28 protein-coding genes are annotated in these 26,991 nt (G+C 55.9%); 10 read left to right on the plus strand and 18 right to left on the minus strand.

What is annotated here, in order from left to right:
* Window positions 1–98: 98 nt before the first annotated feature.
* A complete protein-coding gene (locus OK409_RS12980; protein WP_010252184.1) occupies window positions 99–1,163 on the plus strand; it encodes an NAD(P)-dependent alcohol dehydrogenase in 1,065 nt (354 codons plus the stop codon).
* A 52-nt stretch (window positions 1,164–1,215) separates the two neighbouring features.
* Here OK409_RS12980 and OK409_RS12985 read toward each other — a convergent pair whose 3' ends face one another.
* The 6 genes from OK409_RS12985 to dnaB form a co-directional block, all read right to left on the minus strand.
* Window positions 1,216–1,539: an MmcQ/YjbR family DNA-binding protein gene (locus tag OK409_RS12985; protein ID WP_010252186.1), complete on the minus strand. Its 324-nt coding sequence runs from the start codon at window positions 1,537–1,539 to the stop codon at window positions 1,216–1,218.
* Window positions 1,539–1,958: a secondary thiamine-phosphate synthase enzyme YjbQ gene (locus tag OK409_RS12990; protein WP_010252188.1), complete on the minus strand. Its 420-nt coding sequence runs from the start codon at window positions 1,956–1,958 to the stop codon at window positions 1,539–1,541. Before OK409_RS12990 ends, OK409_RS12985 begins: the two co-directional genes overlap by 1 nt.
* 121 nt (window positions 1,959–2,079) lie before the next feature.
* Complete coding sequence (locus OK409_RS12995; protein WP_010252191.1) at window positions 2,080–3,273, minus strand: aromatic amino acid transaminase; 1,194 nt, start codon at window positions 3,271–3,273, stop codon at window positions 2,080–2,082.
* Between the two features lie 40 nt (window positions 3,274–3,313).
* Entirely contained in the window at window positions 3,314–3,928 is a 615-nt protein-coding gene (locus OK409_RS13000; protein WP_010672216.1) for a YitT family protein, read from the minus strand.
* Between the two features lie 240 nt (window positions 3,929–4,168).
* Complete coding sequence (locus OK409_RS13005) at window positions 4,169–4,648, minus strand: Lrp/AsnC family transcriptional regulator (RefSeq protein WP_010252196.1); 480 nt, start codon at window positions 4,646–4,648, stop codon at window positions 4,169–4,171.
* Window positions 4,649–4,777: 129 nt separating this feature from the next.
* Complete coding sequence (gene dnaB / locus OK409_RS13010; protein ID WP_010252197.1) at window positions 4,778–6,184, minus strand: replicative DNA helicase; 1,407 nt, start codon at window positions 6,182–6,184, stop codon at window positions 4,778–4,780.
* 96 nt (window positions 6,185–6,280) lie between these two features.
* Here dnaB and OK409_RS13015 point away from each other — a divergent pair, with 96 nt between their 5' ends.
* Window positions 6,281–7,264, plus strand: coding sequence for a quinone oxidoreductase (locus OK409_RS13015; RefSeq protein WP_182504598.1), 984 nt, complete (start codon window positions 6,281–6,283; stop codon window positions 7,262–7,264).
* Window positions 7,265–7,474: 210 nt separating this feature from the next.
* Here OK409_RS13015 and pspG read toward each other — a convergent pair whose 3' ends face one another.
* The 3 genes from pspG to OK409_RS13030 all read right to left on the minus strand — a co-directional run bounded on the left by pspG (window position 7,475) and on the right by OK409_RS13030 (window position 10,272).
* Window positions 7,475–7,741 (minus strand): envelope stress response protein PspG, encoded by a 267-nt coding sequence (gene pspG / locus OK409_RS13020; RefSeq protein WP_010252199.1) that lies wholly within the window; start codon window positions 7,739–7,741, stop codon window positions 7,475–7,477.
* A gap of 180 nt (window positions 7,742–7,921) precedes the next feature.
* Window positions 7,922–8,914: a tRNA dihydrouridine(20/20a) synthase DusA gene (gene dusA / locus OK409_RS13025; RefSeq protein ID WP_033770835.1), complete on the minus strand. Its 993-nt coding sequence runs from the start codon at window positions 8,912–8,914 to the stop codon at window positions 7,922–7,924.
* A 107-nt stretch (window positions 8,915–9,021) separates the two neighbouring features.
* Window positions 9,022–10,272, minus strand: a complete 1,251-nt coding sequence (locus OK409_RS13030) for a conjugal transfer protein TraF (protein WP_010672213.1) — start codon at window positions 10,270–10,272, stop codon at window positions 9,022–9,024.
* 450 nt (window positions 10,273–10,722) lie between these two features.
* On the opposite strand from OK409_RS13030, the gene zur reads away from it, so the two are divergent.
* Window positions 10,723–11,244, plus strand: a complete 522-nt coding sequence (gene zur / locus OK409_RS13035) for a zinc uptake transcriptional repressor Zur (RefSeq protein WP_086904981.1) — start codon at window positions 10,723–10,725, stop codon at window positions 11,242–11,244.
* A gap of 73 nt (window positions 11,245–11,317) precedes the next feature.
* Here the strand turns inward: zur and OK409_RS13040 are convergent, their stop codons facing one another.
* From OK409_RS13040 to OK409_RS13055, 4 genes are all read right to left on the minus strand, one after another.
* Complete coding sequence (locus OK409_RS13040; RefSeq protein WP_033770834.1) at window positions 11,318–11,530, minus strand: CsbD family protein; 213 nt, start codon at window positions 11,528–11,530, stop codon at window positions 11,318–11,320.
* A 167-nt stretch (window positions 11,531–11,697) separates the two neighbouring features.
* On the minus strand, window positions 11,698–13,020 hold the full coding sequence (gene dinF / locus OK409_RS13045) for an MATE family efflux transporter DinF (RefSeq protein WP_033759527.1): 1,323 nt from the start codon (window positions 13,018–13,020) through the stop codon (window positions 11,698–11,700).
* Between the two features lie 100 nt (window positions 13,021–13,120).
* Complete coding sequence (gene lexA, locus OK409_RS13050) at window positions 13,121–13,735, minus strand: transcriptional repressor LexA (RefSeq protein WP_010252231.1); 615 nt, start codon at window positions 13,733–13,735, stop codon at window positions 13,121–13,123.
* A 105-nt stretch (window positions 13,736–13,840) separates the two neighbouring features.
* Window positions 13,841–14,209, minus strand: a complete 369-nt coding sequence (locus OK409_RS13055; RefSeq protein WP_010252234.1) for a diacylglycerol kinase — start codon at window positions 14,207–14,209, stop codon at window positions 13,841–13,843.
* A 128-nt stretch (window positions 14,210–14,337) separates the two neighbouring features.
* Here OK409_RS13055 and plsB point away from each other — a divergent pair, with 128 nt between their 5' ends.
* Window positions 14,338–16,761 (plus strand): glycerol-3-phosphate 1-O-acyltransferase PlsB, encoded by a 2,424-nt coding sequence (plsB, locus tag OK409_RS13060; RefSeq protein WP_264367140.1) that lies wholly within the window; start codon window positions 14,338–14,340, stop codon window positions 16,759–16,761.
* Between the two features lie 63 nt (window positions 16,762–16,824).
* Here plsB and ubiA read toward each other — a convergent pair whose 3' ends face one another.
* The 4 genes from ubiA to OK409_RS13080 form a co-directional block, all read right to left on the minus strand.
* Window positions 16,825–17,709, minus strand: coding sequence for a 4-hydroxybenzoate octaprenyltransferase (ubiA, locus tag OK409_RS13065; RefSeq protein ID WP_264367131.1), 885 nt, complete (start codon window positions 17,707–17,709; stop codon window positions 16,825–16,827).
* Window positions 17,710–17,719: 10 nt separating this feature from the next.
* Window positions 17,720–18,232: a chorismate lyase gene (ubiC, locus tag OK409_RS13070; protein ID WP_010252243.1), complete on the minus strand. Its 513-nt coding sequence runs from the start codon at window positions 18,230–18,232 to the stop codon at window positions 17,720–17,722.
* Between the two features lie 86 nt (window positions 18,233–18,318).
* A complete protein-coding gene (gene psiE / locus OK409_RS13075; protein ID WP_031591808.1) occupies window positions 18,319–18,729 on the minus strand; it encodes a phosphate-starvation-inducible protein PsiE in 411 nt (136 codons plus the stop codon).
* A gap of 71 nt (window positions 18,730–18,800) precedes the next feature.
* Window positions 18,801–19,508, minus strand: coding sequence for a UTRA domain-containing protein (locus OK409_RS13080; protein WP_010672207.1), 708 nt, complete (start codon window positions 19,506–19,508; stop codon window positions 18,801–18,803).
* Window positions 19,509–19,714: 206 nt separating this feature from the next.
* Here OK409_RS13080 and OK409_RS13085 point away from each other — a divergent pair, with 206 nt between their 5' ends.
* The 6 genes from OK409_RS13085 to OK409_RS13110 all read left to right on the plus strand — a co-directional run bounded on the left by OK409_RS13085 (window position 19,715) and on the right by OK409_RS13110 (window position 25,977).
* Window positions 19,715–20,776: an ABC transporter substrate-binding protein gene (locus tag OK409_RS13085; protein ID WP_010252250.1), complete on the plus strand. Its 1,062-nt coding sequence runs from the start codon at window positions 19,715–19,717 to the stop codon at window positions 20,774–20,776.
* A gap of 20 nt (window positions 20,777–20,796) precedes the next feature.
* Window positions 20,797–21,609, plus strand: a complete 813-nt coding sequence (locus OK409_RS13090) for an alkaline phosphatase family protein (RefSeq protein ID WP_045140868.1) — start codon at window positions 20,797–20,799, stop codon at window positions 21,607–21,609.
* Window positions 21,606–22,451 carry an ABC transporter permease gene (locus OK409_RS13095; protein ID WP_010252254.1) on the plus strand — a complete coding sequence of 282 codons (846 nt, stop codon included), beginning with the start codon at window positions 21,606–21,608 and terminating at the stop codon, window positions 22,449–22,451. The genes OK409_RS13090 and OK409_RS13095 overlap by 4 nt, the downstream gene beginning before the upstream one ends.
* 11 nt (window positions 22,452–22,462) lie before the next feature.
* The gene (locus OK409_RS13100; RefSeq protein WP_264367132.1) at window positions 22,463–23,248 is read left to right on the plus strand and encodes an ABC transporter permease; all 786 of its coding nucleotides are present in this window, start codon (window positions 22,463–22,465) and stop codon (window positions 23,246–23,248) included.
* A 2-nt stretch (window positions 23,249–23,250) separates the two neighbouring features.
* Window positions 23,251–24,243, plus strand: coding sequence for an ABC transporter ATP-binding protein (locus tag OK409_RS13105; protein ID WP_010252646.1), 993 nt, complete (start codon window positions 23,251–23,253; stop codon window positions 24,241–24,243).
* 108 nt (window positions 24,244–24,351) lie between these two features.
* Window positions 24,352–25,977 (plus strand): Na/Pi cotransporter family protein, encoded by a 1,626-nt coding sequence (locus tag OK409_RS13110; protein ID WP_010672204.1) that lies wholly within the window; start codon window positions 24,352–24,354, stop codon window positions 25,975–25,977.
* A gap of 95 nt (window positions 25,978–26,072) precedes the next feature.
* Here OK409_RS13110 and panS read toward each other — a convergent pair whose 3' ends face one another.
* Complete coding sequence (gene panS / locus OK409_RS13115; protein WP_010252655.1) at window positions 26,073–26,990, minus strand: ketopantoate/pantoate/pantothenate transporter PanS; 918 nt, start codon at window positions 26,988–26,990, stop codon at window positions 26,073–26,075.
* Between the last annotated feature and the right edge of the window lies 1 nt (window position 26,991).

The raw sequence follows: 26,991 nt of genomic DNA on the forward strand, positions 1-26,991 counted from the left end.
TCTTTGGCACGCCCCTGGCGTCGCCCTGTTTTCGCAGCACATCAACGCTGCTGCACTTCATCGAATAACACTCACGACACATCGAAACTGGAGACACCATGAATATTACGCATGCGTATGCTGCTCAGGATGCAAAATCCAAACTGGCACCGTTCGATTTTAAGCCGCGTGAGCTGCGCGCCCATGACGTTCAGCTTGAGGTGCTGTTCTGTGGCGTCTGCCACTCAGACCTGCATCAGGCCCGTAATGAGTGGAAAAACACCATTTTTCCCGTGGTTCCGGGTCATGAAATTGTCGGTCGCGTCACGGCCGTTGGCCCGCAGACGCAGAAATACAAAGTCGGCGATCTGGTCGGCGTAGGCTGCATGGTCGATTCGTGCCGCAGCTGTCCGAGCTGTCAGCAGGGTCTGGAGCAGTATTGTGAAAACGGCTTTGTTGGCACCTATAACGGTGAAGATCGTGAAACCGGCGCCATTACCTACGGCGGTTACTCAACGTCGATGGTGGTTGATGAGAGCTTTGTGCTGCGCATTCCCGAGAACCTGGAGCTGGCGGGCGTGGCACCGCTGCTGTGTGCCGGTATCACCACTTACTCGCCGCTGCGCCACTGGAATGTCGGCCCGGGCAAGAAAGTGGGTATCGTAGGCTTAGGCGGCCTGGGCCATATGGGCGTGAAAATTGCCCATGCCATGGGCGCACATGTGGTGCTGTTCACCACCTCGCCTTCCAAAATTGAAGATGGCAAACGTCTGGGTGCCGATGAAGTCGTGATCTCTAAAGATGCGGAGCAGATGGCGCAGCACGCCAACAGCTTCGACTTCATTCTGAATACCGTGGCGGCTCAGCACGATCTCAACCCCTTCATCACCCTGCTGAAGCTGGATGGCAACATGACGCTGGTGGGTGCACCGGAGCACGATCACCCGGCACCGCAGGTATTTAACCTGATCTTCAAGCGTCGCAGCATCGCCGGTTCACTGATTGGCGGCATCGCAGAGACCCAGGAGATGCTCGATTTCTGTGGTGAGCACGGCATTACGTCAGACATTGAACTGATCGCGATGGACCAGATCAATGAAGCCTATGAGCGCATGCTGAAAAGCGATGTGAAATACCGCTTCGTTATCGACATCAATACCCTGCGCGAACAGCCTGCCGCGTAACACGTTGCCTCTGAAACCCTCTTGCTCAGGTAAGAGGGTTTTTTATTGCCGTTTAGCGGGCCGTTGCAACCTGCTGGAATGAGGCATCGACCAGATAGTAGATCTGCGAATCTTTCAGCGAACCGTCCAGGAATAGCGTGCTCCAGTGTGACTTGTTCAGATGCTCGCTGGGAATAATATCGCTATGCTCTTCGCGCAGTAATTCGGCCAGCGCAGGCGTCGATTTCAGCGAGACCGCTGGCCGCCCTTTCGCCTCATGTACCATCGCAAACAGCACGCCGTTGCTTTTAATCTGCGTGGCTTTCCAGTCACTGTGGACGCTCTGCTCCGCGCCCGGCTTACTCATGCAATAGGTCAGTAAGTCTGAGTTATTCATTACGATTCCCCTTGTAAAGTGGCGACAATCCGCCTGGCACCGCCCTCAATGCGATGCTCGCCCAGCCAGATACCCTGCCAGGTGCCCAGCACCAGACGTCCCCGCTGAACCGGTAATAACAACGAAACCCCTAAGATCGACGATTTGATGTGCGCCGGCATATCATCACGCCCTTCGTAGTCGTGCTGATAAGGCGCATTCTCCGGCACGTGCCGCATGAAATGCTGCTCCATGTCGCTGCGCACCGTCGGGTCGCAATTCTCATTTAAGGTTAACGACGCCGAAGTGTGCTGCAACAGCAGATGCAGCAGACCGGTTTTGATATCACGCAGTCCGGAGAGCGAGTTCACGATCTCATCGGTGACCAGATGAAACCCGCGCGGCTTCGCGCTCAGCGTAATAGTTTGTTGATGCCACATAGCTTATTCCTGAAACGGTTATCCCGTTTAAGTGTGCAGCATGTCGCCGAAAGGTAAACCCTGACCCATAAAAAAACCGCCAGAGAGCACCCTGACGGTTTTTTTTACAGCCTGGCGGCCGTTACATCACGGCGGCAAACGCTTCAGCCACCTGATGCACATTTTTGCTGTTCAGACCGGCCACACACATGCGGCCGCTGCCCACCAGATAGATGCCAAATTCGTTACGCAGACGATCGACCTGCTGCGCACTCAGGCCGGTGTAGCTGAACATGCCACGCTGCTTCAGCAGGTAGTCGAAGTTTTTACCTGGCAGTGCAGTGCTCAGCACGTCCACCAGCGACTGACGCATGTCCAGAATGCGTAAGCGCATCGCTTCCACTTCAGCCAGCCAGCTGGCTTTCAACTCGTCATCGTTGAGTACGCGCGCGACAACCTGCGCACCGAAATTCGGCGGGCTGGAGTAGTTGCGGCGAACCGTGGCTTTTAACTGGCCCAGCACACGCGCTGACTCTTCGGCGCTGTCACAGACGATAGAGAGACCGCCCACGCGCTCGCCATAGAGCGAGAAAATTTTGGAAAAGGAGTTGCTCACCAGGGCTGGCAGGCCCGCCGCCGCGACTGCACGCAGCGCATAGGCATCCTGCTGCATGCCGGCACCAAAGCCCTGATAGGCGATATCCAGGAATGGAATCAGCTGCTGTGCTTTCAGCACCTCAACGGTCTGATCCCACTGCGCATCGGTCAGGTCAGCACCGGTCGGGTTATGACAGCAGGGATGCAGCAGCACGACGCTCTGCGCTGGCAGGGTTTTCAGGGTGCTGATAAAGGCATCAAACCGCACGCCGTGGGTCTCTGCGTCATACCAGGGATAGGTATTTACCTCAAAACCTGCACCATTAAAAATCGCGACGTGGTTTTCCCAGGTCGGATCGCTCACCCAGACCGCAGACTGCGGGAAGTAGCGCTTAAGGAAATCCGCGCCCACTTTCAGCGCGCCAGAACCGCCCAGCGTCTGAATAGAGGCGATACGGCCCGCGTTTAACACCGGATGATCGGCACCAAACAGCAGCGGTGCAATCGCACTACGGTAGCTGTTCAGTCCTTCCATTGGCAGATAGAGCGATGCCTGATGCGGCTCAGCATAGATCTGCTCTTCGGCAGCGGCTACAGCCTTCAGCTGCGGGATGATGCCCTTTTCGTCGTAATAGAGGCCGATACTCAGGTTAACTTTGTGTTCGCGTGGGTCTTGTTTGAAGGCTTCCATCAACGACAGAATCGGATCGCCAGCATAGGCATCAACGTTTTGAAACACGGTGTAGGTCTCCATGATTGGTCCAGAGGGAAGATGCGGATTAAACCCGATAGCGTCCCGGACGGTGGTTCATTGCAATAATCAGATTCAGGATCACCGCACCCGCAATCGACGCGAGCAGGATGGGGCCGCTCACCACAAAGAGTGACGCCAGCACGACGCAGGTATCGACCACCATTTGCAGTTTCCCCGCGCGGATCCCAAAGCGATCCTGTAGCCACAGCGCCAGAATATTGATGCCGCCCAGGCTCGCCTTATGACGAAATAACACTATAAACCCGATTCCCATGATGACGTTACCGAACAGTGTCGCATAGAAGGGGTTAAGGTCAGAAAAGTGGACGAACAGCGGGTGCAGCTGGGTAAACAGCGACACCAGACCGACGGCGCAGAAGGTTTTCAGCGTAAATTCCCAGCCCATGCGTTTTACCGCAAGCCAGTAAAAAGGGATGTTGATCAGGAAAAACGCGCTGCCGAACGAAAGCGGCGACAGGTAGCTGATCAGAAAGGCGATGCCTGCGGTGCTGCCGGTCAGCGCCCCTGCCTGTTTGAGCATAATGACGCCGAACGAGACCATCAGGGTGCCAAGCACCATCGCCAGCGCATCTTCAATGCGCGAATGTGGGACGCGGGAGGGTTCTGCGATGTTATCCATGGGGTTTTCTCAGTGCAAATGATGCGGTTTCGATGCAAAAAACGCACCATCGCCACAGCACTGAACTGCTGTAAACCGGGTGCCAGCGATATCCCATTGATATCTAAGGCGCTTTAAAACAGAACTTTGTGCATAAATGCCGGCTGATACCGTCAACCTATGCGTTAAATTCTGACTCTATGCGCGCTCTCCGCATTAATTGCCGCAAGTGTGCACCAAAAGCGCACAGCGCGCACCTTTTTAGCGCGTCTTCTGCTCAGGCAGCATCATCAGCCCGTTCTCTTTCATGCGTCCCAGCACTACCGACGTTTTCACATGGGAAACGCTCTGGTGGCCCGCGACTAACTGGCTGATTAACGCACTAAGGGAATTGAGATCGGCCACCGCCACTTTAAGCAGATAGTCCGCATCGCCGGTAGTTTTATAGGCATCCACGATCGCCTGCTCCTGCTCCACCATCCGGTGAAAGCTCTCGACATATTCTGCGGTGTGGTTAATTAAGCGCACCTCAATCAATCCCACCATGCCAAGCCCGATCGCATCGGGCGACAGCCGGGCATGATAACCCAGGATCAGATTAGCCTGTTCCAGATTGATACGACGGCGGGAACATTGTGAGGCGGAAAGGCCGACCAGATCGCTGAGTTCCTGGTTGGTCAGACGGCCGTTGGATTGTAATAAAGTCAGGATTTTAAGGTCGTAATCGTCTACGTGAGTCATTCCGTTTCCACAGCGTGATGGGCGTCGCTTTGTTACAGATAACCCGATAACCCGAGAGGTTGTCCAACACTATTTTGTGATGATGGGTGCTGTCATGCACAGATCGTGCATGACAGCACAAACCGGGGATTATTCGTCGTCGTATTGCGGGCCAGCGTAGTTGTCGAAGCGTGACCACTGACCGTTAAAGGTCAGGCGTACTGTACCGATCGGGCCGTTACGCTGTTTACCCAGAATGATCTCCGCGATCCCTTTAAGATCGCTGTTTTCGTGGTAAACCTCATCGCGATAGATAAACATGATCAAATCCGCATCCTGCTCGATCGAGCCCGATTCACGCAGATCCGAGTTGACCGGACGTTTATCGGCTCGCTGCTCCAGCGAGCGGTTAAGCTGCGACAGCGCCACAACCGGCACGTTCAGCTCTTTGGCCAGTGCTTTCAGCGAGCGGGAGATCTCAGCAATTTCCAGCGTACGGTTGTCCGACAGCGACGGCACGCGCATCAGCTGCAGATAGTCGATCATGATCATGCTTAATCCACCGTTTTCACGGTAGATGCGGCGGGCGCGCGAACGCACTTCGGTGGGCGTCAGGCCGGAAGAGTCATCAATGTACATGTTCTTCTTCTCCAGCAGGATACCCATGGTGCCGGAAATACGCGCCCAGTCCTCATCATCCAGCTGCCCGGTACGGATGCGGGTCTGATCGACGCGGGAGAGTGACGCCAGCATACGCATCATGATCTGCTCGCTGGGCATCTCCAGACTGAAGATCAGCACCGGTTTTTCCTGCAGCATGGCGGCGTTTTCGCACAGGTTCATCGCAAAGGTGGTTTTACCCATCGAAGGACGTGCGGCAACAATAATCAGATCAGAACCCTGCAGGCCCGCGGTCTTTTTATTCAGATCCTGATAGCCGGTATCGACGCCGGTGACGCCATCGTGCGGTGTCTGATAGAGCGATTCGATACGCGAGACGGTCGATTCCAGAATCTGCTCGATGTTTTTCGGGCCAGCATCCTTATCCGCGCGGGCTTCCGCAATTTTAAAGACGTTCGACTCCGCGAAGTCGAGCAGCTCTTCGCTGTTACGCCCCTGCGGATCATAACCGGCATCGGCAATCTGGTTAGCGACGGCGATCATCTCACGCACCACCGCACGTTCGCGCACGATGTCAGCATAGGCGCCGATGTTCGCCGCGCTCGGGGTGTTCTTCGCCAGTTCCGCCAGATAGGCGAAGCCGCCCGCCATCTCCAGCTCGCCACGGGTTTCCAGCGATTCGGAGAGCGTAATCAGGTCAATAGGTTTGCTGTTTTCCAGCAGCCGCTGCATCTCTGAAAAAATCAGCCGATGCGAGCGGTTGAAAAAATCATTCGCGACGACGCGCTCAGAGACATTGTCCCAGCGCTCGTTATCCAGCATTAACCCACCGAGCACCGACTGCTCCGCTTCCAGCGAATGCGGGGGCATTTTCACGCCTGCGAGCTGGCGATCCTGCGTTTCGTTCGATTTGTTGGTGGGTTTATTTCCTGCCATAGTGAATGCATTACCGATCTTCTGTGGGGACGCGCAAGTATACCTTAGTTGGGGTGCGTGCCTCACCCTCATGATGAAACAATCACAGGAGTCAGAATGGCAAAGCGTATTCAGTTCAGCGCACATGGCGGCCCGGACGTTTTAGAGTGGACAGATTTTAAACCTGCTGACCCGGCCGAACATGAAGTGCAGGTAGAACATCGCGCTATCGGGATTAATTACATCGATACCTATGTTCGCAGCGGGCTTTATCCGGTCGCCGCTTTTCCCTCTGGCCTGGGTACAGAAGCCGCAGGCGTGGTGTCGCGGGTTGGACGTGGCGTGACATTATTTAAGCCCGGCGATCGCGTGGTCTACTGTCTGGCGTCGATGGGGGCCTATAGCGAAGTGCACAACGTGGCGGAAGATCGCCTGATGCATCTCCCGGAGGCGATCAGCTTTGAGCAGGGCGCAGCCAGCTACCTGAAAGGGCTGACCACACAATATCTGCTGCGCCAGACCTATAAAATCAGCGCCGGTGAGACCTTCCTGTTTCATGCCGCAGCGGGCGGCGTCGGTTTAATTGCCTGTCAGTGGGCAAAAGCGCTGGGTGCCCATTTGATTGGCACAGTCGGGTCAGCAGAAAAGGCAGCGATGGCGAAAAAGGCCGGCGCCTGGGCGACGATTAACTACCGCGAAGAGAATATTGCGCAACGCGTCAGCGAACTGACCGACGGGAAAAAAGTGGGCGTAGTTTATGACTCAGTGGGCAAAGATACCTGGGAAGCATCGCTGGACTCATTGCGCCGTCATGGGCTGATGGTCAGTTTTGGCAATGCTTCGGGTCCGGTGACCGGGATAGATCTCGGCATTCTGAATAAGAAAGGCTCGCTGTTTGTGACCCGCCCTTCACTGTTTGGCTATATCACCAACCGCCAGGAGCTGGAAACCGCCAGTGCCGAGCTTTTCTCGCTGCTGGCGAGTGGCGCAATTAAAGTTGATGTGCCGGAGCAGCAGAAGTTTGCGCTGAAAGAGGCCAGCAAAGCGCACCAGATGCTGGAGAGCCGCGCCACCCAGGGATCCTGTCTCTTAATTCCATAGTAGTGAGCAACAAAAAGGGCCTCCCGCGGGAAGCCCTTCTCTTTTTTTATTTTTTGTTCGCGCTGGTGTAGGGACAGCGGCGATGAATTCGTGTCGAGTCGATGGCACATCGATTTGACGACAGGCATCCTGCCAGAAAACATAAGTAAAAAATATGTTTAATTGCAGATCAGCCCTGACCAATCTCTCACACTGTGATCTTCACCGCATTTAGCGCCAGCCTTTGCGGTCTAACCTGTTGATCTTACGCCGCAGCTTGCGACGTGCTCGCTCATCGCTGTCGCCAAAAAAGGCACGATGCAGCCAGACCGCAATCACCGCCAGCACCAGCCACGGCAACACTTTAATAACAATTGCAAACAGTCCACCGACAAACATCACGATGGTTGCGACCACCAGTGCCGCCAGCACGCCTAACAGCGAAACGCCGGTCAGCAACAGCATCAGGAAAAACCCCAATACGAATAAAATTTCCACGTCAGCGCTCCTTTTTGAGATTGATTGTTATAGTTATTACAAAAAACGTGCCAACAGTTAACTCATTGATTTTATTCTGATAAGAGATAAACAGAAGAGCGCAACCTGGTGAGAAAAACCACATAGTGGCGTAAAAAAAACCAGCATTCAGAGCTGGTTTTTTCGGGTTCAGATGAGGCGTCAGGCTTCCTGCGGGATTTTATCGGCGACCAGCGCCAGCGCCGCTTCCAGCACACGGACATCGGCACCGGGTTTGTGGGCATTTTCACTCAGGTGGCGTCGCCACTGGCGGGCGCCCGGAATCCCCTGGAACAGACCCAGCATATGGCGCGTGACATGTCCCAGATACGTCCCCTTTGCCAGTTCCGCTTCAATATAGGGATACATGGCGCGCACCACTTCAACCGGGTTCGCCGCCGGATGCTGACGACCAAACAATGTCTGATCGACCTGCGCCAGAATGCCGGGGTTTTGGTAGGCTTCACGTCCCATCATCACGCCGTCAAGGTGTTGCAGATGGGTCAGTACCTCTTCCAGCGTTTTCACGCCGCCATTGAGGGCAATGGTCAGTTGCGGAAAATCGCGTTTCAGCTGATAGACGCGGGGATAATCCAGCGGTGGAATCTCGCGGTTCTCTTTCGGGCTGAGGCCGGAGAGCCAGGCTTTACGCGCATGAATGATAAATGTCTCACACTCACCGCGTCCCGCCACCGTGCCGATAAAATCGGTCAGGAATTCATAGCTGTCCAGCTCATCGATACCAATGCGGGTTTTCACCGTGACCGGAATTGAAACTACGTCGCGCATCGCTTTAACGGCATCTGCGACCAGATTCGCCTCGGCCATCAGGCAGGCGCCGAAACGGCCATTCTGCACCCGATCAGAGGGACAGCCGACATTAAGATTCACTTCATCGTAGCCGCGCTGCTCTGCCAGCTTCGCGCACTGCGCCAGTGCCGCCGGATCGCTACCGCCAAGCTGCAACGCGACCGGATGCTCAGCCTCACTGTAAGCCAGGTAATCCCCTTTGCCATGAATGATTGCGCCCGTGGTCACCATTTCGGTGTAGAGCAGCGTGTCACCGGTCAGCTGGCGATGAAAATAGCGACAGTGACGATCGGTCCAGTCGAGCATAGGGGCGATAGAGAAACGTTGCGAAGAGAAATTAGGCATGAAGCGCAGGCAATCCGGTAATTAAGGGGTGATGGAATTCTGTGCAAGGATAACACAAGGGCGGGCGATAGTGCATCGCCCGCCCCCGAACAGTCTGAATAACGCGCTTAGAAGTTAAAGCCCAGCTGCATCATCGCGCCCCAGGTGTTGTTAGCACCTACAGAGCCCGCCAGATCCAGATGTACGGCTTTGTTAAACGGTGACAGACCAAAACCGGCCGTAGCGACATTTTCGTCGTTAGAACGCATGTCCGCACGATAACCTGCACGCAGCTGCAGCCAGTCAAGTACGCGGTATTCCGCGCCCACTGCCGCATACTGGCTGTTATCCTGAGTTTTGAAGCGTTTGGTTTCAGTCAGATCCACATCGCCCGTCACGGTAAACGGACCTTTATCCCAGGCCAGACCGGTGGTGACCAGCGGGCGGATCTGGTAGGTGTCGCGGAAACCATTGACCTCTTTGGTCTGCAGATCGCGTGAAACCAGGTTCTGTCCGGTTACACCCAGCGTCCAGTTTTCAGCAAAGGTGGTCGCCAGACCGGCATCAACGTTAAAGCCGGTGTCGGTGCTGCGATACTGGCTGTTATTGATGTCACTTTTGTCGTAGTTGTAAATACTGGCGGTGTAGTTATAGAGCCAGGTTTTCTGCACTTTCGGTGTAACGCCTACCGATACTGGCTGACCAGCGATGGTGAACTCATGCGCCACCGCAACACCATAATCGGTGACCAGCGCCGCTAAGCCATTCGCGCTGGAGCGCAGGTTATTTTGATCGCCAGGACGAGGAAGCACTGTGCCGTTAGCCACACCGCGCAGATAGTCGATATCGCTCTGGACCACATTGGCACGCACGTGCGCTGAGCCATAGGCTTTGGTGATAAAGGCGAAAGGCAGCGTCTCGTCAGGGATAGTGACGGCCAGGGCAACCCCGGCGTTACCGTCCGCTTTGTTGCCGCGTAAATCATTTAGCTGGTTGGCGACATCGCCTGAGGCGGCGCGCACTTCAGGATAGCCACGCAGATAATCAGCGAAGGTTAAATTACTGAGCACGTCGCGGTAGCGATCAACGGTATCGGTAATATCATCCACTTTATCTATCAGCTTATCTTTGTCAGTCACCTGAATGCCCGCTGAGGGAAAAATAATGCTGACGCTATCGTCGGGTTTGGCGCGCGTCATTAATGCCGGGTTCGCCAGCACTGCGGAGCCATAAAGAGAAGATGCTACGCCGGTGCCGCCCATGGCGTCATTACGTGCATCATACCAGGTCCCTGCCGCCATGGCGGAAGAAGAAAGGAAAAGCGCGGTCGTTACAGCTGTGTAGATTAGCGCTGAACGTTGAGCGGATTTTTTCACCATTTGCCTGCCATCACCTGAGAAATTGCCATTGAAACATTCAATGACTGAATAGTTTGTTAGCCCTATTGTGAACCCTGGCTAACGCGTTATTGCTGTGAATTCAAAGGAAACAGTGTCTTAATTCAAAGGATTGGACGTTTTCCAATCAAAAAACCGTTGTAATTGTTCAAACTGCATTGGGATATTTCAAATAATGCCAGACTTTTCTTAAGTCTTTCTGAACATTACTTCTTAACTCAGTGAGATGCAAAGCAAAATGCCAACAAATTCCGCTTCAGGTTGATTCGGAATGGATCTGATTTGTCGTCAGATTTGAGATAGAAGACGGCTTAAATTCTGATTATGCTGCTTTATCAGGCAAATGATGCTGTTTTTTCAGACGAAAACCAACCTCAGCGCCGCGAAACTATGTGTGATAAAATAACATCACTTATCCAGCGGAGAATTTTCATGACAAACATGACGTCGCAGCAAATTTTGATTCAGGCCGAAAAGATGTGCCTGCAGCGCGGTGTGCGTCTGACTTCGCAGCGTGCTGAAGTATTGCGCCTGATGGCCGAGCAGCCTGGCTCGATCAGCGCCTACGATCTGCTGGATCAACTCCGGGTCAGCGAGCCGCAGGCCAAGCCACCCACGGTTTATCGGGCGCTCGATTTCCTGCTGGAGCAGGGTTTCATTCATCGGGTGGAATCCAACAACAGCTACGTCATGTGTCACCATTTTGAGGCACCAGCACATACATCGGTGATGCTGGTCTGTGACCGCTGTGCCGCCGTTACAGAGAAACAGGCGCAGGGCGTAGAGAAGATTATTGCAACCCTGGCGGGTGAAGCGCAGTTTGCATTACGCCACAGCGTGATTGAAGCGCATGGTTTATGTGAAAATTGTGCTGCGGTTGAAGCCTGTACGCACCATGAAAGCTGCGAGCATGACCATCAGGATGAGGGTAAAAAGCGGGGGAAACGCGGGTAATCGGCACATCCTTGTACGGTTCCGGTGAGGGCCCACCGGAACGCATTCAGCTGATTATCAAGCTATTGTCTGATTACCAGCGGTGATCTTTGTTCTGACCTTCCCAGTCGCTTACTTCGCGCTCGGCTTCATCTTTGGTAGAGCCGTAACGCTCCTGGATTTTGCCGACCAGCTGATCGCGTTTACCTTCGATAACCTGCATATCATCGTCGGTCAGCTTGCCCCATTTCTCTTTCATTTTGCCTTTGAACTGCTTCCAGTTGCCGCTTGCTTCGTCTTTATTCATGGCAGACCTCCAATCCTCGGGTTTTAATGATTATCTTGCTACTTAACAAAATAACGATACAAAGCGCTGGTTAACTGCGCTGCATAGAGTTAATTGTAGTAGCCAATTTATTAACCGTGGAATAATACAGAATAATCCGTATCGGCTTGCGTGCAGCCACGGCTGACTCAGGCATCAAACCAGCTGTTCTGACGCCAGTGCTTACGCCAGATGAGCCACAGCGACAGGCCGCGCAGCGCCAGGAAAACCGTGACTGCCAGCCAAAGACCATGGTTACCCAGCACCGGTACGCTAAGCAGCGTCAGAAAATAGCCGGCTGCGGCTACTACCATGCTGTTACGCATCTCGCGCCCGCGCGTCGCCCCGATGAACATGCCATCCAGCAGATAACACCAGACGCCGATCAGCGGCATAATCATCTGCCAGACCAGATAGCGGTCCGCTGTCTGCTGGAGTGACTGAAGAGAGGTCAGCAGGGTAACGATCTGCGGGCCAAAAATGGCATAGATCAGCGAGAAGAATAGCGCCACCACCACCGCCTGCCGACAGGCAGAGTGCCAGACGCGCAGGAGTTTGCTGCCATCTTTTGCACCATGCGCCTCACCCGCAAAAGCTTCAACCGCATAGGCAAAGCCATCCAGCGCGTAGGCAGTAAAAGTGATGAACATCAGTAATACTGCGTTAACCGCTACCACATCCGGACCCAGCCGGGCACCCAGTACGGTCAGCGAGGCGAAACAGAGCTGCAGCATCAGAGAGCGCAGCATGATGTCCCGGTTCAGTCGCAGCAGCCGGCCGCTGTCACCGCGCCAGCTCTGCTTCAGCAGACTAAGCGTAATTCCGCGCAGTTTTAACACCCGCCAGACCATGATGCTGCCGACACCCAGCGTAATGTATTCCGCCAGCGCCGTGGCGGTTGCCGCCCCCGCGACACCCCAGTGCAGCCCCATCACCAGCCAGAGATCGAGCACGATGTTAACCAGGTTGCCCACCACCAGCAGGATCACCGGCGCGCGTGCATACTGCACGCCCAGCAGCCAGCCCAGAATGACCAGGTTTGCCAGCGTGGCAGGCGCACTGAGCCAGCGAATCTGAATAAACAGTGCCGCCTGTTCGAGTACATCGGGATTGCCGCCAACGAGATGGGTCGACAGCTGAATAATCGGATAACGCAAAGCGATGAACAGTACGCCCGCCAGCAGCGCAATGATCAGCGGCTGAGTCAGCGCGCGTGCCAGCGCCATTTTATCGCCAGCGCCAAATGCCTGCGCCGTAAGGCCAGTGGTACTCATTCGAAGGAAAAGCAGCAGCATAAAGAGGAAGCTGGTCACTGTAGTCCCGACCGCAACCCCGCCAAGATAGACAGGGCTGTCGAGATGACCAATTACTGCAGTATCGACCACTCCCAGTAAGGGAACGGTGATATTTGAAAGGATCATCGGCAGCGCAAGCCGCCAGAGATTTTTATCGGTTGCCGTAATAAAGCGCATTCGCCGTTCCGTGCTCAGTGTCGCTGCGCAAAAGAGGCAGCGACAAAATTAGGGCAGACAGAATAGCATCAGAGAAGGCGAATGCACGCTGGCAGAAGAATCAGAGCCACTCGCCGTTGCGCACCACGCCAACAGCCAGACCTTCTATGGTCAGTGACTGCGCACGGGTATCGACAACAATCGGGTCAAAATCGCTGTTTTCCGGCAGCAGATGCACGATAGCACCCTGCTTTTTCCAGCGCTTAACGGTGACTTCATCATCAATGCGGGCAACCACAACCTGGCCGTTACGCACATCCTGGGTTTTATGCACCGCGAGCAGGTCGCCATCCATAATCCCGATATCTTTCATCGACATTCCGCTGACGCGCAGCAGGAAGTCAGCAGACGGCTTAAACAGGCCCGGATCGACCTTGTAGTGGGTTTCGATATGTTCCTGCGCCATGATCGGCTCACCGGCAGCAACCCGGCCAATCAGCGGTAGCCCTTCTGAGGCTTCTTCTTCCATTAACAGTCGAATGCCGCGCGATGCACCGGAAACGATCTCGATGACGCCTTTGCGCGCCAGCGCTTTCAGATGCTCTTCTGCCGCGTTCGGCGAACGGAAGCCCAGCTGCGCGGCGATCTCGGCACGCGTAGGCGGCATGCCCGTTGAAGAAATATGGTCGCGAATCAGGTCATAGACCTGCTGCTGCCTGCTGGTTAATGCTTTCATCCCGCCCCCTGGTTGTTTATACAGTCGCTGTGAGTATATACAGGTATTGGTGAAATGGAAACCGATTGTCAGGGAAAACGCGCCCTCAGACGCGTTATGGAAGGCTTATCGCAAATGTGTCCAGAGCAGCGCGATCCAGACGAAGAGTGCCAGTAAGATGCTGATCAACACCGCCGCCGAGCCCATGTCTTTTGCCCGACCCGCCAGCGGATGATGCTCCTGACCGATGCGGTCGACCACCGCTTCAATGGCGCTATTGAGGATTTCAACAATGACCACCAGCACCACCGCCCCAATCATGAGGATGCGGGAGACCACATCGACATCCAGCCAGCACGCGATAACAATAGCGGCCAGCGCAGCCAGCGCTTCCTGCCGAAACGCCGCTTCATGTTGCCAGGCGGCACGCAGTCCCTGCCATGAGTAACCTGCAGCTTTTACTATTCTGATAAGTCCGGTGGCATTATTTGCCATGATGTGGGAACCCTTTCATCGGATTGACGTCAATGTCTGGGCTGCGTGCAATTGGCACCACCACAGATCTTCGCTGCGCTTTCTGGTATGCTTGCGGCGCTTTGCTAACAAGAGGCTTCATGTTGTCTATGTCAGGTTGGCGTAAACTCTATTACAAACTGCTTAATTTACCACTGTCGTTTTTGGTAAAAAGTAAGGCCATTCCGGCCGATCCCGTGTCTGAACATGGTCTGGATCCGACCCGACCTATTATGTATGTTTTGCCTTACGATTCGAAGGCCGACTTACTGACTTTACGCGCACAGTGTCTGCGGCATCACCTGCCCGACCCGCTCACTCCGCTGGAGATTGATGGTTCTCTGCTGCCGCGCCACGTCTTTATCCACAATGGCCCTCGCGTCTTCCCCTATTTTGTGCCCAGCGTTGAATCCGTGAAAATTTTTCACGATTACCTGGACCTGCATCGCAATAACCCTAAGCTGGATATTCAGATGCTGCCGGTCACGGTGATGTTTGGCCGCGCACCAGGACGTGAAGTCCAGGGCGAAGCAACGCCACACCTGCGGGTGCTGAACGGGGTGCAGAAGTTCTTTGCGGTGATCTGGCACGGGCGCGACAGTTTTGTCCGCTTCTCGCCGACTGTGTCGCTGCGCCGCATGGCAACTGAACACGGTACGGATCAGTCGATCGCCCAGAAGCTGGCTCGCGTGGCGCGCATTCATTTTGCCCGCCAGCGGCTGGCGGCGATTGGCCCGCGCTTGCCGGCGCGTCAGGATCTGTTTAATCGTCTGCTGCAATCCAAAGCGATTGAAAAAGCCGTAGAGGATGAAGCTCGCAGCAAAAAAATCTCCCATGAGAAAGCGCAGCAGAATGCCGTCGAGATGATGGAGGAGATTGCGGCAAACTTCTCCTATGAAGCCATCCGCGTAACTGACCGCGTGATGGGCTGGCTCTGGAGTCGGCTCTATCAGGGCATCAACGTCAATGGCGGCGAAAAAGTCCGCCAGCTGGCGCAGGATGGCCACGAGATTGTCTATGTGCCGTGCCATCGCAGCCACATGGATTATCTGCTGCTCTCCTATGTGCTCTATCATCAGGGTCTGGTGCCGCCGCACATCGCAGCCGGTATCAATCTCAACTTCTGGCCAGCCGGCCCGATTTTCCGTCGCCTGGGCGCTTTCTTTATTCGTCGTACCTTTAAAGGCAACAAGCTCTACGCCACGGTATTCCGCGAATATCTCGGCGAGCTATTCACCCGCGGCTATTCGGTTGAGTACTTTGTCGAAGGAGGCCGTTCACGAACCGGTCGCCTGCTGGACCCTAAAACGGGCACCTTAGCCATGACGCTGCAGGCGATGCTGCGCGGCGGAAATCGCCCCATCACGCTGGTGCCGATCTATATCGGCTATGAGCACGTGATGGAAGTGGGCACTTACGCTAAAGAGCTGCGCGGCGCGGCGAAAGAGAAAGAGGGCTTCATGCAGATGGTGCGCGGCTTACGCAAGCTGCGCAATCTCGGTCAGGGTTACGTGAACTTTGGCGAACCCCTGCCGCTGGTCAACTATCTCAATAAGCGGGTGCCGGAATGGCGCGATGCCATCGATCCGATTGAGCCACAGCGTCCCAGCTGGTTAACCCCAACCGTCAACGATATTGCTGCCAGCCTGATGGTGCGTATCAATGAAGCGGGCGCGGCTAACGCCATGAACCTCTGTGTCACCGCCCTGCTGGCGTCACGTCAGCGCTCACTAACCCGTGAACAGCTGATTGAACAACTGGAGTGCTACACCCAGTTGCTGCGCAACGTGCCTTACTCGCCAAATGCGACCGTACCCGATCTTTCAGCGGAAGCGCTGCTGGATCACGCCATGGGTATGAATAAGTTTGAGAGTGAAAAGGACAGCATTGGCGACATCATCATTCTGCCGCGTGAGCAGGCGGTGCTGATGACCTACTATCGCAACAATATTCATCACATGCTGGTGATGCCGTCGCTGATTGCCGCCATTGTTCAGCAGCACCAGACGCTGAGCGAAGAAGAACTGCTGCGTCAGGTGAGCCTGATCTACCCGATGCTGAAGAGTGAGCTGTTCCTGCGCTGGCAGACCGATGAACTGCCGCAACTGCTGACCGAACTGAGTCAGGAGCTGGCGCGTCAGGGCCTGATTACGTTCGAAGCCGGTGAATTACGCTTTTCCTCAGCGCGCTATCGCACGCTACAACTGCTGGCCGCCGGTGTGCGTGAAACGCTGCAGCGTTATGCCATTACGTTCTCCATTCTCAGCGCCAAGCCGACGATTAACCGCGGCACGCTGGAGAAAGAGAGCCGGACGCTGGCACAGCGTCTGTCGGTGCTGCACGGTATCAATGCCCCGGAATTCTTCGACAAAGCGGTCTTTACCTCACTGGTCCTGACCCTGCGCGATGAAGGTTATATCAGCGACAGCGGTGATGCCGATGTTGCGCAGACCCTGGCGACCTGGCATATGCTGGCAGACCTGGTCACCAGCGATGTCCGTATGACGATTGAAACCGCTGTGGCGCACGACTGACCCCAGCGCGCATAGTAAAAAGGCGACCTCATGAGGTCGCTTTTTTTGTGCCTGAATCCCTTGTCAGAACAGCTGGCTGAACGGCGGGGTGTTCATCAGCACACCGAGGAACAGCACCATTCCGACATAGTTGTTATTGAGAAAAGCCTGAAAACAGGGTTGCCGCTCGCGTCCGGCGATCAGCTTCTGTTGATAAATAAACAGCGCGGCGGCCAGTAATAGCGTCCAGTAGAAGGCGCTGTTCAGATGTAGCATGAGGCCAACCAGCGCCATCAGCAGCAGCGTCGCCAGTTGCAGCAGACCAATGATTAGCTTGTCGAAACGGCCAAAGAGAATCGCGGTCGACTTCACGCCAATTTTCAGGTCATCATCCCGATCCACCATCGCATACTGAGTGTCATAGGCGACCGTCCAGCAGATGTTGGCGATGAATACCAGCCAGCAGACCAGAGGTAAGGACTCACTAACTGCGGACCATGCCATGGGAATGGCCCAGCCAAAGGCGGCACCCAGCACTACCTGCGGCAGGTGAGTATAACGCTTCATAAAGGGATAGACCCAGGCCAGCGCCAGCCCCACCACGGAGAGCATAATCGTCATCATGTTCATGGTCAGCACCAGCGCAAAAGCCGCCAGAGCCAGTATCACGAACAGCAGCTTAGCCTCTTTTGCACTCACCGCGCCGCTGGCCAGTGGCCGATGCTTCGTACGTTCGACATGACCGTCTACTTTGCGATCGGCGTAGTCATTGATCACACAACCGGCTGCACGCATCACGATGACCCCGGCAACAAACACCGCCAGCACCGGCAGCGGCGGAATCGCCATGTCAGCCAGCCATAATGCCCAGAGCGTTGGCCACATCAGCAGCAGCGTACCGATCGGCTTATTGATACGCATCAGGCGCGTGTAGGCCCGCCATTTATTTATACTTAAGCTATTTTGCACCACAGGATCCTCAGACCAGATCGCGATAGAGCGGCGATGCCGGTAAAAATAGTTCAGTCAGCAGCAGCGGTTTGCCGGAGAGACGCAGGCGTGAACGTCGTCCCCACAATCCCTCCACCTGCCCCGGCTCAATAAAATCGCGGGTCAGCGTTGAAGAGGAGAAGAGATAGCGACCCAGCGGCCGGGTGCCCAGCTGCTGCAGCATCGCTTCTGGCCCGTTGAGGGTGCTTTCCGGCACCAGCGTACGGCCAGCCAGCCAGGGCTGATCGTCGCCGAACAGCAGCACTTCGCGCAGCCAGAAGCGTTGATCGTCTGGCAACAAGCCCTTTTCATCACCCAACTCGCTGGCGTCGATAAAGCCTTCACGCAGCGGCTGAACCGTGACCCGCTGGCAATGTTGTTCAAAACGGCGCGTCATTGAATCCTCCTCCATCAGCCAGTCGAGCAATGGCGGCGCAAGGGTTGCCTGCGACGGAGAAAGCCAGTTGAGTGCACGTAATAAGCTGAGCGCGTCTTGCGACATAGCACCACTCCCAATAATTTTCAGGACGCTAGTTTAGCGCAGAGACGCGATGCGAACACCTGCCGTCATGACAGACGGCAGGGGGATTACTCGCGTTTCAGGCGGTTGCTGTTTGCCAGCCACAGGGTGACCACCAGAATCAGAATCGCCGCAGAGTAACAGAGCGTATCGAAGGGATTTTTATGGTCGACGATAATCAGGCGGATAATTGCCGTGATACCGATATAGACAAAATAGCGTAGCGGAAAGTGATATCCCGACTGAAAGTACTTAACAATCAACGCAATAAATTCGAAGTAGAGGAAATAAATGACAATTCCCTCAATCAACAGATAGGAGGATGACTGCTCGCTGGTGTTAAACAGCACGTTTGCCAGATGGATAGTTTCTTTGCCTAAAAAGACGATCAGGATGATCGCCAGACTCAGCAGACCCAGATTCAGCACCCATTGCAGTACCGTTGCAAGGTGGCGGGCCAAAGGATTTTTGTCACTCATGTTGCGCCTTAAAAAAGGAGTTGTTAGCGCGCGGTATCATGCGCGAGTGTGACGCAAATCACAATAACTCCTCAGGCCTCCACATCAACACAGAGCGCATCGTAACGCCAGTATTCACAGTCGCAATCAATCACCTCTTTTTGCTGGTTGCGATTGATGCGGGTGATCAACAAACCGGGGCTGCCCGGTGCCACATTCAGCATGGGTGCGGCGACCTCCGGCAGCGGGCCGGGCAGGATGGTGAAGCGCGCGCCGCCGTAACGAATGCCGTAGCGCTGGTCATAGAGATCGGTCAGTGAGCGGGTCAAATCTTCATCAAGCAGACCAGGGAAAAAACGCGGATTGAGGTAGTGTTCAACATAGAGCACCGCACGCCCATCGATGCGCCGCAGGCGTCGGATGCAGTAAACCGCCGAACCGGAGGCCAGCCGCAGCGCTGTCGCCACGCTGTCGTGTGCCGCGACCTGTTCGGCGGCGATGACCTCGGTAGCCGCCTGCCGTCCCTGCTCCATTGCCATGGCATGAAAGTGGCTGTGATGCAGCGGGTTATAGATCAGCCGCGGCGGTGCGATAAACCAGCCGCGACGCAGTTCCCGGTAGATCATCCCCTGGGCTTCCAGCTTGCCCAATGCTTCCCGAAGGGTAATCCGGGTCGTGCTGAACGCTTCGCTTAAGGCACGCTCCGCCGGCAGTCGCCCGGCGCTGAACTCTCCGGCCTGAATACGCGTCAGCAGGACGCTGGCGATCGCATCCGCCGTTTTGAGTGCTATCGACTCCACAACAGTAGCCTCATTTTGGTGCGACTCCGCACTCTTACTGTTCAGGTAAACGCGCCTGTGACAGGCGAACGGGTCACATCTTTCATCGCTCATCCCCCGCACAGCGCCGCCCTGTCATAAATCGTTCATATACAGGGGCTACATTGGCTCGGTTCTTGCTGGACTAGACCAGCCAGGCCCATCAACTTACACCCGGAGCAACTGAGATGAAAGCGTTTATCGCCTCTGTAGTAGCCAGTGCTGTAGTGCTCACCCTGCCCGTTGCGCAGGCCGCCGATAACGACCTTGCCGCACTGGAAAAAGCGGCACGCAGTGAAGGCCAGGTCAACAGCGTCGGGATGCCGGATAGCTGGGCTAACTGGAAAGATACCTGGAACGACATCAGCAGCAAATATGGCCTTAAGCACAGCGATACCGATATGTCATCGGCGCAGGAGCTGGCGAAATTCGATGCAGAAAAAGAGAACGCCAGCGCTGACATCGGTGACGTGGGTGCCGCCTTTGGCCCGATCGCTGTCGCTAAAGGTGTGACCCAGCCCTATAAACCCACTCACTGGGATCAGATTCCGGCCTGGGCTAAAGATAAAGATGGCCACTGGGCGCTGGCCTATACCGGCACCATCGCCTTTCTGATCGACAAGCAGCAGGTTAAAGATATCCCCCACAGCTGGGCCGATCTGAAAAAAGGTAAGTATGTGGTTACTATCGGTGACGTCGGCGTGGCAGCTCAGGCGGCCAACGGCGTACTGGCGGCAAACTACGCCTTAGGCGGCGATGAGAAGAACCTGAAACCGGCGCTGGCTTTCTTTGCCGATCTGGCTAAACAGGGTCGTCTTGGCGTTACCGATCCGGTGATTGCCAATATCGAAAAAGGCGAAGTGCAGATGGCGGTGGTGTGGGACTTTAACGCCCTTAACTACCGGGACCAGATCGACAAAAACCGCTACGAAGTGGTGATCCCATCTGATGGCTCCGTGACCTCCGGCTACACCACCGTCATCAACAAATATGCGAAACACCCTAACGCCGCAAAACTGACGCGCGAATATATCTTCTCAGACCAGGGACAGATCAATCTGGCGAAGGGCTATGCCCGGCCGATCCGTGCTGAACATCTGACGCTGCCAGCGGACGTTCAGGCTCGCCTGCTGCCGCAATCTGAATATAAAAATGCCCGTCCGGTTAAGGATCAGGCTGCCTGGGATAAATCGTCGAAAATGCTGCCGCGCCTGTGGCAGGAAAACGTCATCATCAACATGCAGCAGTAATTCGCGGCAGGGAGAACGGAATGAAGACCATCCTGGTAGTGCTGGACGGCCTGAGCAATCAGGTCGCACAACATGCAATGGGTTACCTGCATGCCGAATGTTCGCAGGGCAACGGGTTTTATTACCGTATGACCTGTGAATTACCCTCGCTGTCACGCCCGCTTTATGAGTGCATTCTGACCGGTGTTCCGCCGGTCAGAAGCGGCATTATTCATAATGGCGTCAGCCGGTTAAGCCGCGAGCGTAGCATCTTTCACTTTGCGCGAGCGGCGGGACTGACGACTGCGGCGGCGGCCTACCACTGGGTGAGTGAGCTTTATAACCGAACGCCGTTCGTTCCGGCGCGCGATCGTCACACTGACGCGCCGGACCTGCCCATTCAGTATGGCCATTTTTATTCTGACGATAGCTATCCCGACTCGCATCTGTTTGAAGATGCAGAAAGCCTGCGGCTGCGTCACGATCCCGATTTTCTGCTAATCCACCCGATGAACATCGACGATGCCGGTCATAAATCGGGCCTCTCCTCACCACAGTACCGCAACCGGGCACGCATCGCAGACGGCCTGCTGTCGCAGTGGATGCCCTTGTGGCTGGCTGAGGGCTATCAGGTGATGGTGACCGCCGATCACGGCATGAATGACGATCGCTCCCACGGCGGCATTCTGCCGGAAGAGACCACGGTGCCGCTGTTTGTCTTTGGCCGGGCTTTCTCGCTGCAGCCTGACCTGGCACCGCAGCAGACCGATCTGTGCGGCACGCTGTGTGAACTACTTGAGGTGGCGCATGACAAGCCGGTCTGTCGCGGCCTGCTGGCGGAGTCGAAGAGATGAGAGGAAAAGGAGTCGCGCTGCTGCTGCTGTTACCGTTCACCCTGTTCTGGGTCGCCTTTCAGCTGGCACCGCTGTTGTGGATCGCCATTAACAGCTTCTGGAGTGAGATGAACAGCCAGTGGGGCTGGGATAACTATCAGGACATTCTCACCTCGCCCTTCTACCAGCAGGCGTTTCGTTTTTCGCTGGATATCTCACTCTGGTCAAGCGTCTACGGCTTACTGATTGCACTGGTCACCGGCTATTCACTGCATCAGCTCGGCGGCGGGCGACTGCAGCGCTTTCTCATCGCTTTTACCAATATGACCAGCAACTTTGCGGGTGTCCCGCTGGCGTTTGCCTTTGTGATTCTGCTGGGGCTGAACGGCTGCCTGACATTGCTGTTGCGCCATTATGGTCTGGTTGAGAGCTTCAGACTCTTCTCGCGCAACGGCATGGTGCTGGTCTACACCTGGTTCCAGATCCCGCTGGGCGTGCTGCTGCTCTACCCGGCGTTCGACGGGCTGAAGAAAGAGTGGCAGGAGTCCGCTGCGCTGCTGGGTGCCAGCCGCTGGCACTACTGGTGGCACATCGGCCTGCCGATTCTGTTTCCGGCGCTGCTCGGGACCTTTGTGATCCTGCTGGCAAATGCGCTGGGCGCTTACGCCACGATTTATGCCCTGACCACGGGTAATTTCAACGTGGTGCCGGTGCGCATTGCCGCGCTGGTCTCCGGCGATATCTCGCTGGATCCCAACACCGGTAGTGCGCTGGCGATGCTGCTGGTGGCGATTATGGCGCTGATCACCCTGGTGCAGCAATATCTGGTGCGCCGTAGCTATCTCAATGCGAAACAGCCATGAAAGGAGCCGCCATGTCACGTGCTGAGCACCTCTATCACCGGATAATGGTCAGGTTACTCTTTACCCTGCTGGCACTGCCTTTACTGGCCACACTGCTTTATGCACTGTCGTCCGACTGGAGTAACACCATTCTGCCACAGGGCTATAGCCTGAAGTGGTTCATCCAGCTCTGGAGCGACCCGCGATTTCTGACGGCGCTGAGCCATTCGCTGCTGATTTGCCTGGGTGCGCTTCTGTTCTCGCTGGTGCTGGTGCTACCTGCCATGTTTGTAATCGCTTACTATTTTCCTCGACTGGATGCGGTGATGAACGTCCTGATCCTGATGCCTTTCGCCGTGCCGCCGGTGGTGTCGTCAGTGGGATTACTGCAACTCTACTCTTCGTCACCGCTGATGCTGACCGGCACGCCGTGGATCTTAATCGGCTGTTATTTCACTATCGCGTTACCCTTTATCTACCGGGCGCTGGCGAACAATATGCAGGCGATCAACCTCAAAGAGCTGATTGATGCCGCGCAGTTGCTGGGTGCCAGCACCTGGCAGGCGGCGCTGTGGGTCGTGCTGCCCAACCTGCGCAAAGGGATGCTGATTGCCGTGCTGCTCTCTTTCTCCTTCCTGATTGGCGAATTTGTCTTCGCTAACCTGCTGGTCGGCAACCGCTATGAAACCCTGCAGGTTTACCTCTTCAACATGCGTAACGGCAGCGGTCACTTCACCAGCGCGCTGGTGATCTCCTACTTCTTTGTGGTGCTGCTGGTTACCTGGCTGGCCAACGCCCTGAATCCCGAACGAGGCTGAATATGAGTTACCTTGAGGTCAGAGAGCTGAACAAGTCCTATGGACCCACGCCCATTTTTGAGCAGATCGATTTCAGCGCCGCTGAAGGGGAATTTGTCACCCTGCTCGGCCCCAGCGGCTGCGGTAAATCGACGCTGCTGCGTTGTCTGGCGGGATTAACCGGCGTCGACAGCGGTGAAATCAGGCTGGAGGGCAAAGATATCGTGCCGCTGGCCCCGCAGAAGCGCGCCATCGGTATGGTGTTTCAGAGCTATGCGCTGTTTCCCAACATGACGGTAGAGAAGAACGTCGCATTTGGCCTGAAGATGCAGAAACTGCCCGAAGCGCAGATTCGCCAGCGGGTGCTGGAGGTGCTGGAGCTGGTTGAACTCAATGATTATGCACGCCGTTATCCGCACCAGTTGTCAGGCGGGCAGTGTCAGCGCGTGGCACTGGCACGTTCGCTGGTGACGCGTCCGCGTCTGCTGCTGCTGGATGAACCGCTGTCGGCGCTGGATGCGCGTATTCGCCGCCATCTGCGCGATCAAATCCGGCGCATCCAGCGCGAGCTGAATCTCACCACCCTGTTCGTCACCCACGATCAGGAGGAGGCGCTGACGCTATCCGATCGTATCGTGCTGATGAACCGGGGCAAAATCGTGCAGAATGGCGATGCCGAAGCGCTCTATACCCAACCGGTCGATCTCTTCGCCGCCGGATTTATTGGCAACTACAACCTGCTGAGCGCTGAGCAGGCGACGCGACTGACCGGTCAGCCTTTCCACAGCCAGGTGGCCATTCGCCCGGAATCAATGCTGTTCACCGCGCCGGGCCAGGGCATTCCTGCGGAAATCCTCAGCCACAGCCTGCTGGGCAACGTGATCCGCTATCGTATCCGGGCGCATGATGTGGAACTTTCGGTTGATGTGCTTAACCGATCGGCGGCGGATTTGCATCCCGCTGGCAGGAAGATTGGTCTACAATTGGAGATGTCGACTTTGCGCCAGGTGGCTTAAAACACAGGAAAAAATCACGCATAGCACGGCAATCCCCTTCACAGATTGCTCTCTTCCGTCAGGCTGGCAGTCTGTGCTTTAAGCCTGACATTCGAGGAGCGACACCACGTGTTAACCCTGCTTAATTTACTCTCTGCGGTGGCCCTGCTGGTCTGGGGCACGCATATCGTACGAACCGGCATCATGCGGGTTTACGGTGCCGATCTGCGCCGCGTCCTGAGTCGCAGTATAGAAAAAAAACCGATGGCGTTTCTGGCGGGCATTGGCGTGACCACGCTGGTGCAGAGCAGCAACGCCACCACGCTGCTGGTGACCTCTTTTGTGGCGCAGAATCTGGTCAGCCTGACGCCCGCGCTGGTGGTGATTCTTGGTGCGGATGTCGGCACCGCGATTATGGCGCGTATCCTGACGTTTGATCTCTCCTGGCTCTCACCGCTGTTTATCTTCTTTGGCGTGGTGTTCTTCCTCAGCCGCAAGCAGACCCGTGCGGGTCAGTTAGGCCGGGCCAGTATCGGCCTGGGCCTGATATTGCTGGCGCTGCAGCTGATTGTCGAAGCGGCTCGCCCGATTACCCAGGCCGCCGGTGTCCAGGTGCTTTTCTCCAGCCTGACCGGCGACGTGATGCTCGATGCGCTGCTGGGTGCGGTGTTCGCCATCATCAGTTACTCCAGCCTGGCCGCGGTGCTGATCACCGCGACGCTCACCGCCACCGGCGTGATTTCGTTCAAGGTGGCGCTCTGTCTGGTGATTGGTGCCAATCTCGGTAGCGGCCTGCTGGCGATGATCAACGCCAGCGGCTCGAATGCCGCGGGCAAGCGCGTGGCGCTCGGCAGCCTGCTGTTCAAGCTGATCGGCTGCGTGTTCATCCTGCCGTTTGTCGATATTGTGGCGGAGTGGCTGGATAAGCTGCCGGTCAACGATGAAGAGTTAGTGATTTTCTTCCATGTGTTTTACAACCTGATCCGCTGCGTGGCGATGGTGCCGTTTGCTGACCTGATGGCGCGCCTCTGTCGCCGTATGATTGCCGACGACGTGGATAACGCGCTGCACCTCAAGCCGAAGCACCTCGATCGCAGCGCGCTGGATACGCCGGCGCTGGCGCTGGTGAATGCCGCCCGCGAAGCGTTGCGCATGGGTGACGTGCTGGAGCAGATGCTGGAGGCGTTTAATAAAGTGGTGCATGGCGAATCCCGCGAGGAACGCACGGTGCGCAGACTGGATGATGATGTCGATGTGCTCTATACCGCCATCAAACTCTATCTGGCGCGGATGCCAAAAGAGGACCTCCCCGAAGAGGACTCGCGTCGCTGGGGCGAAATCATTGAAATGTCGCTTAATCTGGAGCAGGCCGGGGACATCATCGAGCGGATGAGCGGCGATGTCGCTGACAAATCGCTGGCAGCGGGCCGCGCGTTCTCTGCCGAGGGATTAAAAGAGCTGCAGGAGCTGCATGAGCTGCTGATCGCTAACCTCAGAATGAGCCTGTCGGTGTTTCTGTCACACGATATCACCAGTGCTAAACGTCTGCGCCGCGCTAAACATCGCTTCCGTCTGATGATCCGCCGCTACTCTCATGCGCATGTTGACCGCCTGCACCAGAAGAACGTGCAGAGTATTGAGACCAGTTCGCTGCATCTCGGTTTACTGGGCGACATGAAGCGCCTGAATTCACTGTTTTGTAGTGTGGCCTACACGGTGCTGGAACAGCCCGACGATGAACGTGACTATGAATAAAACTGAGCGGAGTGAATAACCTGCCGCGCCGGAGCGGCGATCGTCCGGCGCGGCAGCAGTGAGATGCGGCGCAGTGCAATAATGCGCCGCCACTGTTACTTCTTCTTAATCGGCTTTCCTGACCAGTAACCCGCCAGCAGTGAACCTGATAGGTTGTGCCAAACCGAGAACAGCGCGCCTGGCAATGCCGCCAGCGGTGAGAAGTAGAGTTTGCCCAGCGTCGCCGCCAGACCGGAATTTTGCATGCCGACCTCCAGCGCCAGGGTACGGCAGGTTGACTCATCGAAGCCAAACAGCTTACCGCCCCAGTAGCCGCCAAGCAGGCCAATCGCGTTATGCAGGATCACCGCCGCGATCACCATCAGACCCACCGATCCAATAAAGGCCTGACTGCCCGCCACCACCGCACTGATGATCAGCAGAATACAGACCATCGAAAACGCAGGCAGCCAGGGTTCCACCCGGCGAACCACGCTGTTCATGCTGTGATGAATGATCAGTCCCAGGGAGATGGGGATCACGACGATCTTCACGATGCTCAGCAGCATGCCAGCCACATCAACCTGAATGTGGGTATCAACATAAAAGCGGGTTAACAGCGGCGTGGCGAATACACCCACCAGCGCAGAGACTGACGAGATCGTCACCGACAGCGCCACATCCCCCTTCGCCAGATAGATCATGACGTTGCTGGCGGTGCCGCTGGCAACTGAGCCGACCAGAATCATACCGGCAGCCAGATCGGGCGGCATATGAAACAGTTTTGCCAGTCCCCAGGCGGCTAACGGCATCACCAGATAGTGCAGAAAGGTTCCGGCAATCACCGGCGCAGGTCGGGTCAGGACCCGTTTAAAATCGTCGATATTCAGGGTCACACCCATGCCGAACATAATCAGCATCAGCAGATAAGTGACCCAGGGTCCGATGCCGAGAAACGTACCTGGAGAGTAATAAGCGGCGACAGACAACAGCACGGCCCAGAGCGGGAACAGGCGGGTTAACGTGGCGAGCATA

Origin of the sequence: Pantoea sp. RG18 (assembly GCF_025910075.1) — a bacterium.
Classification (GTDB): domain Bacteria; phylum Pseudomonadota; class Gammaproteobacteria; order Enterobacterales; family Enterobacteriaceae; genus Pantoea; species Pantoea agglomerans.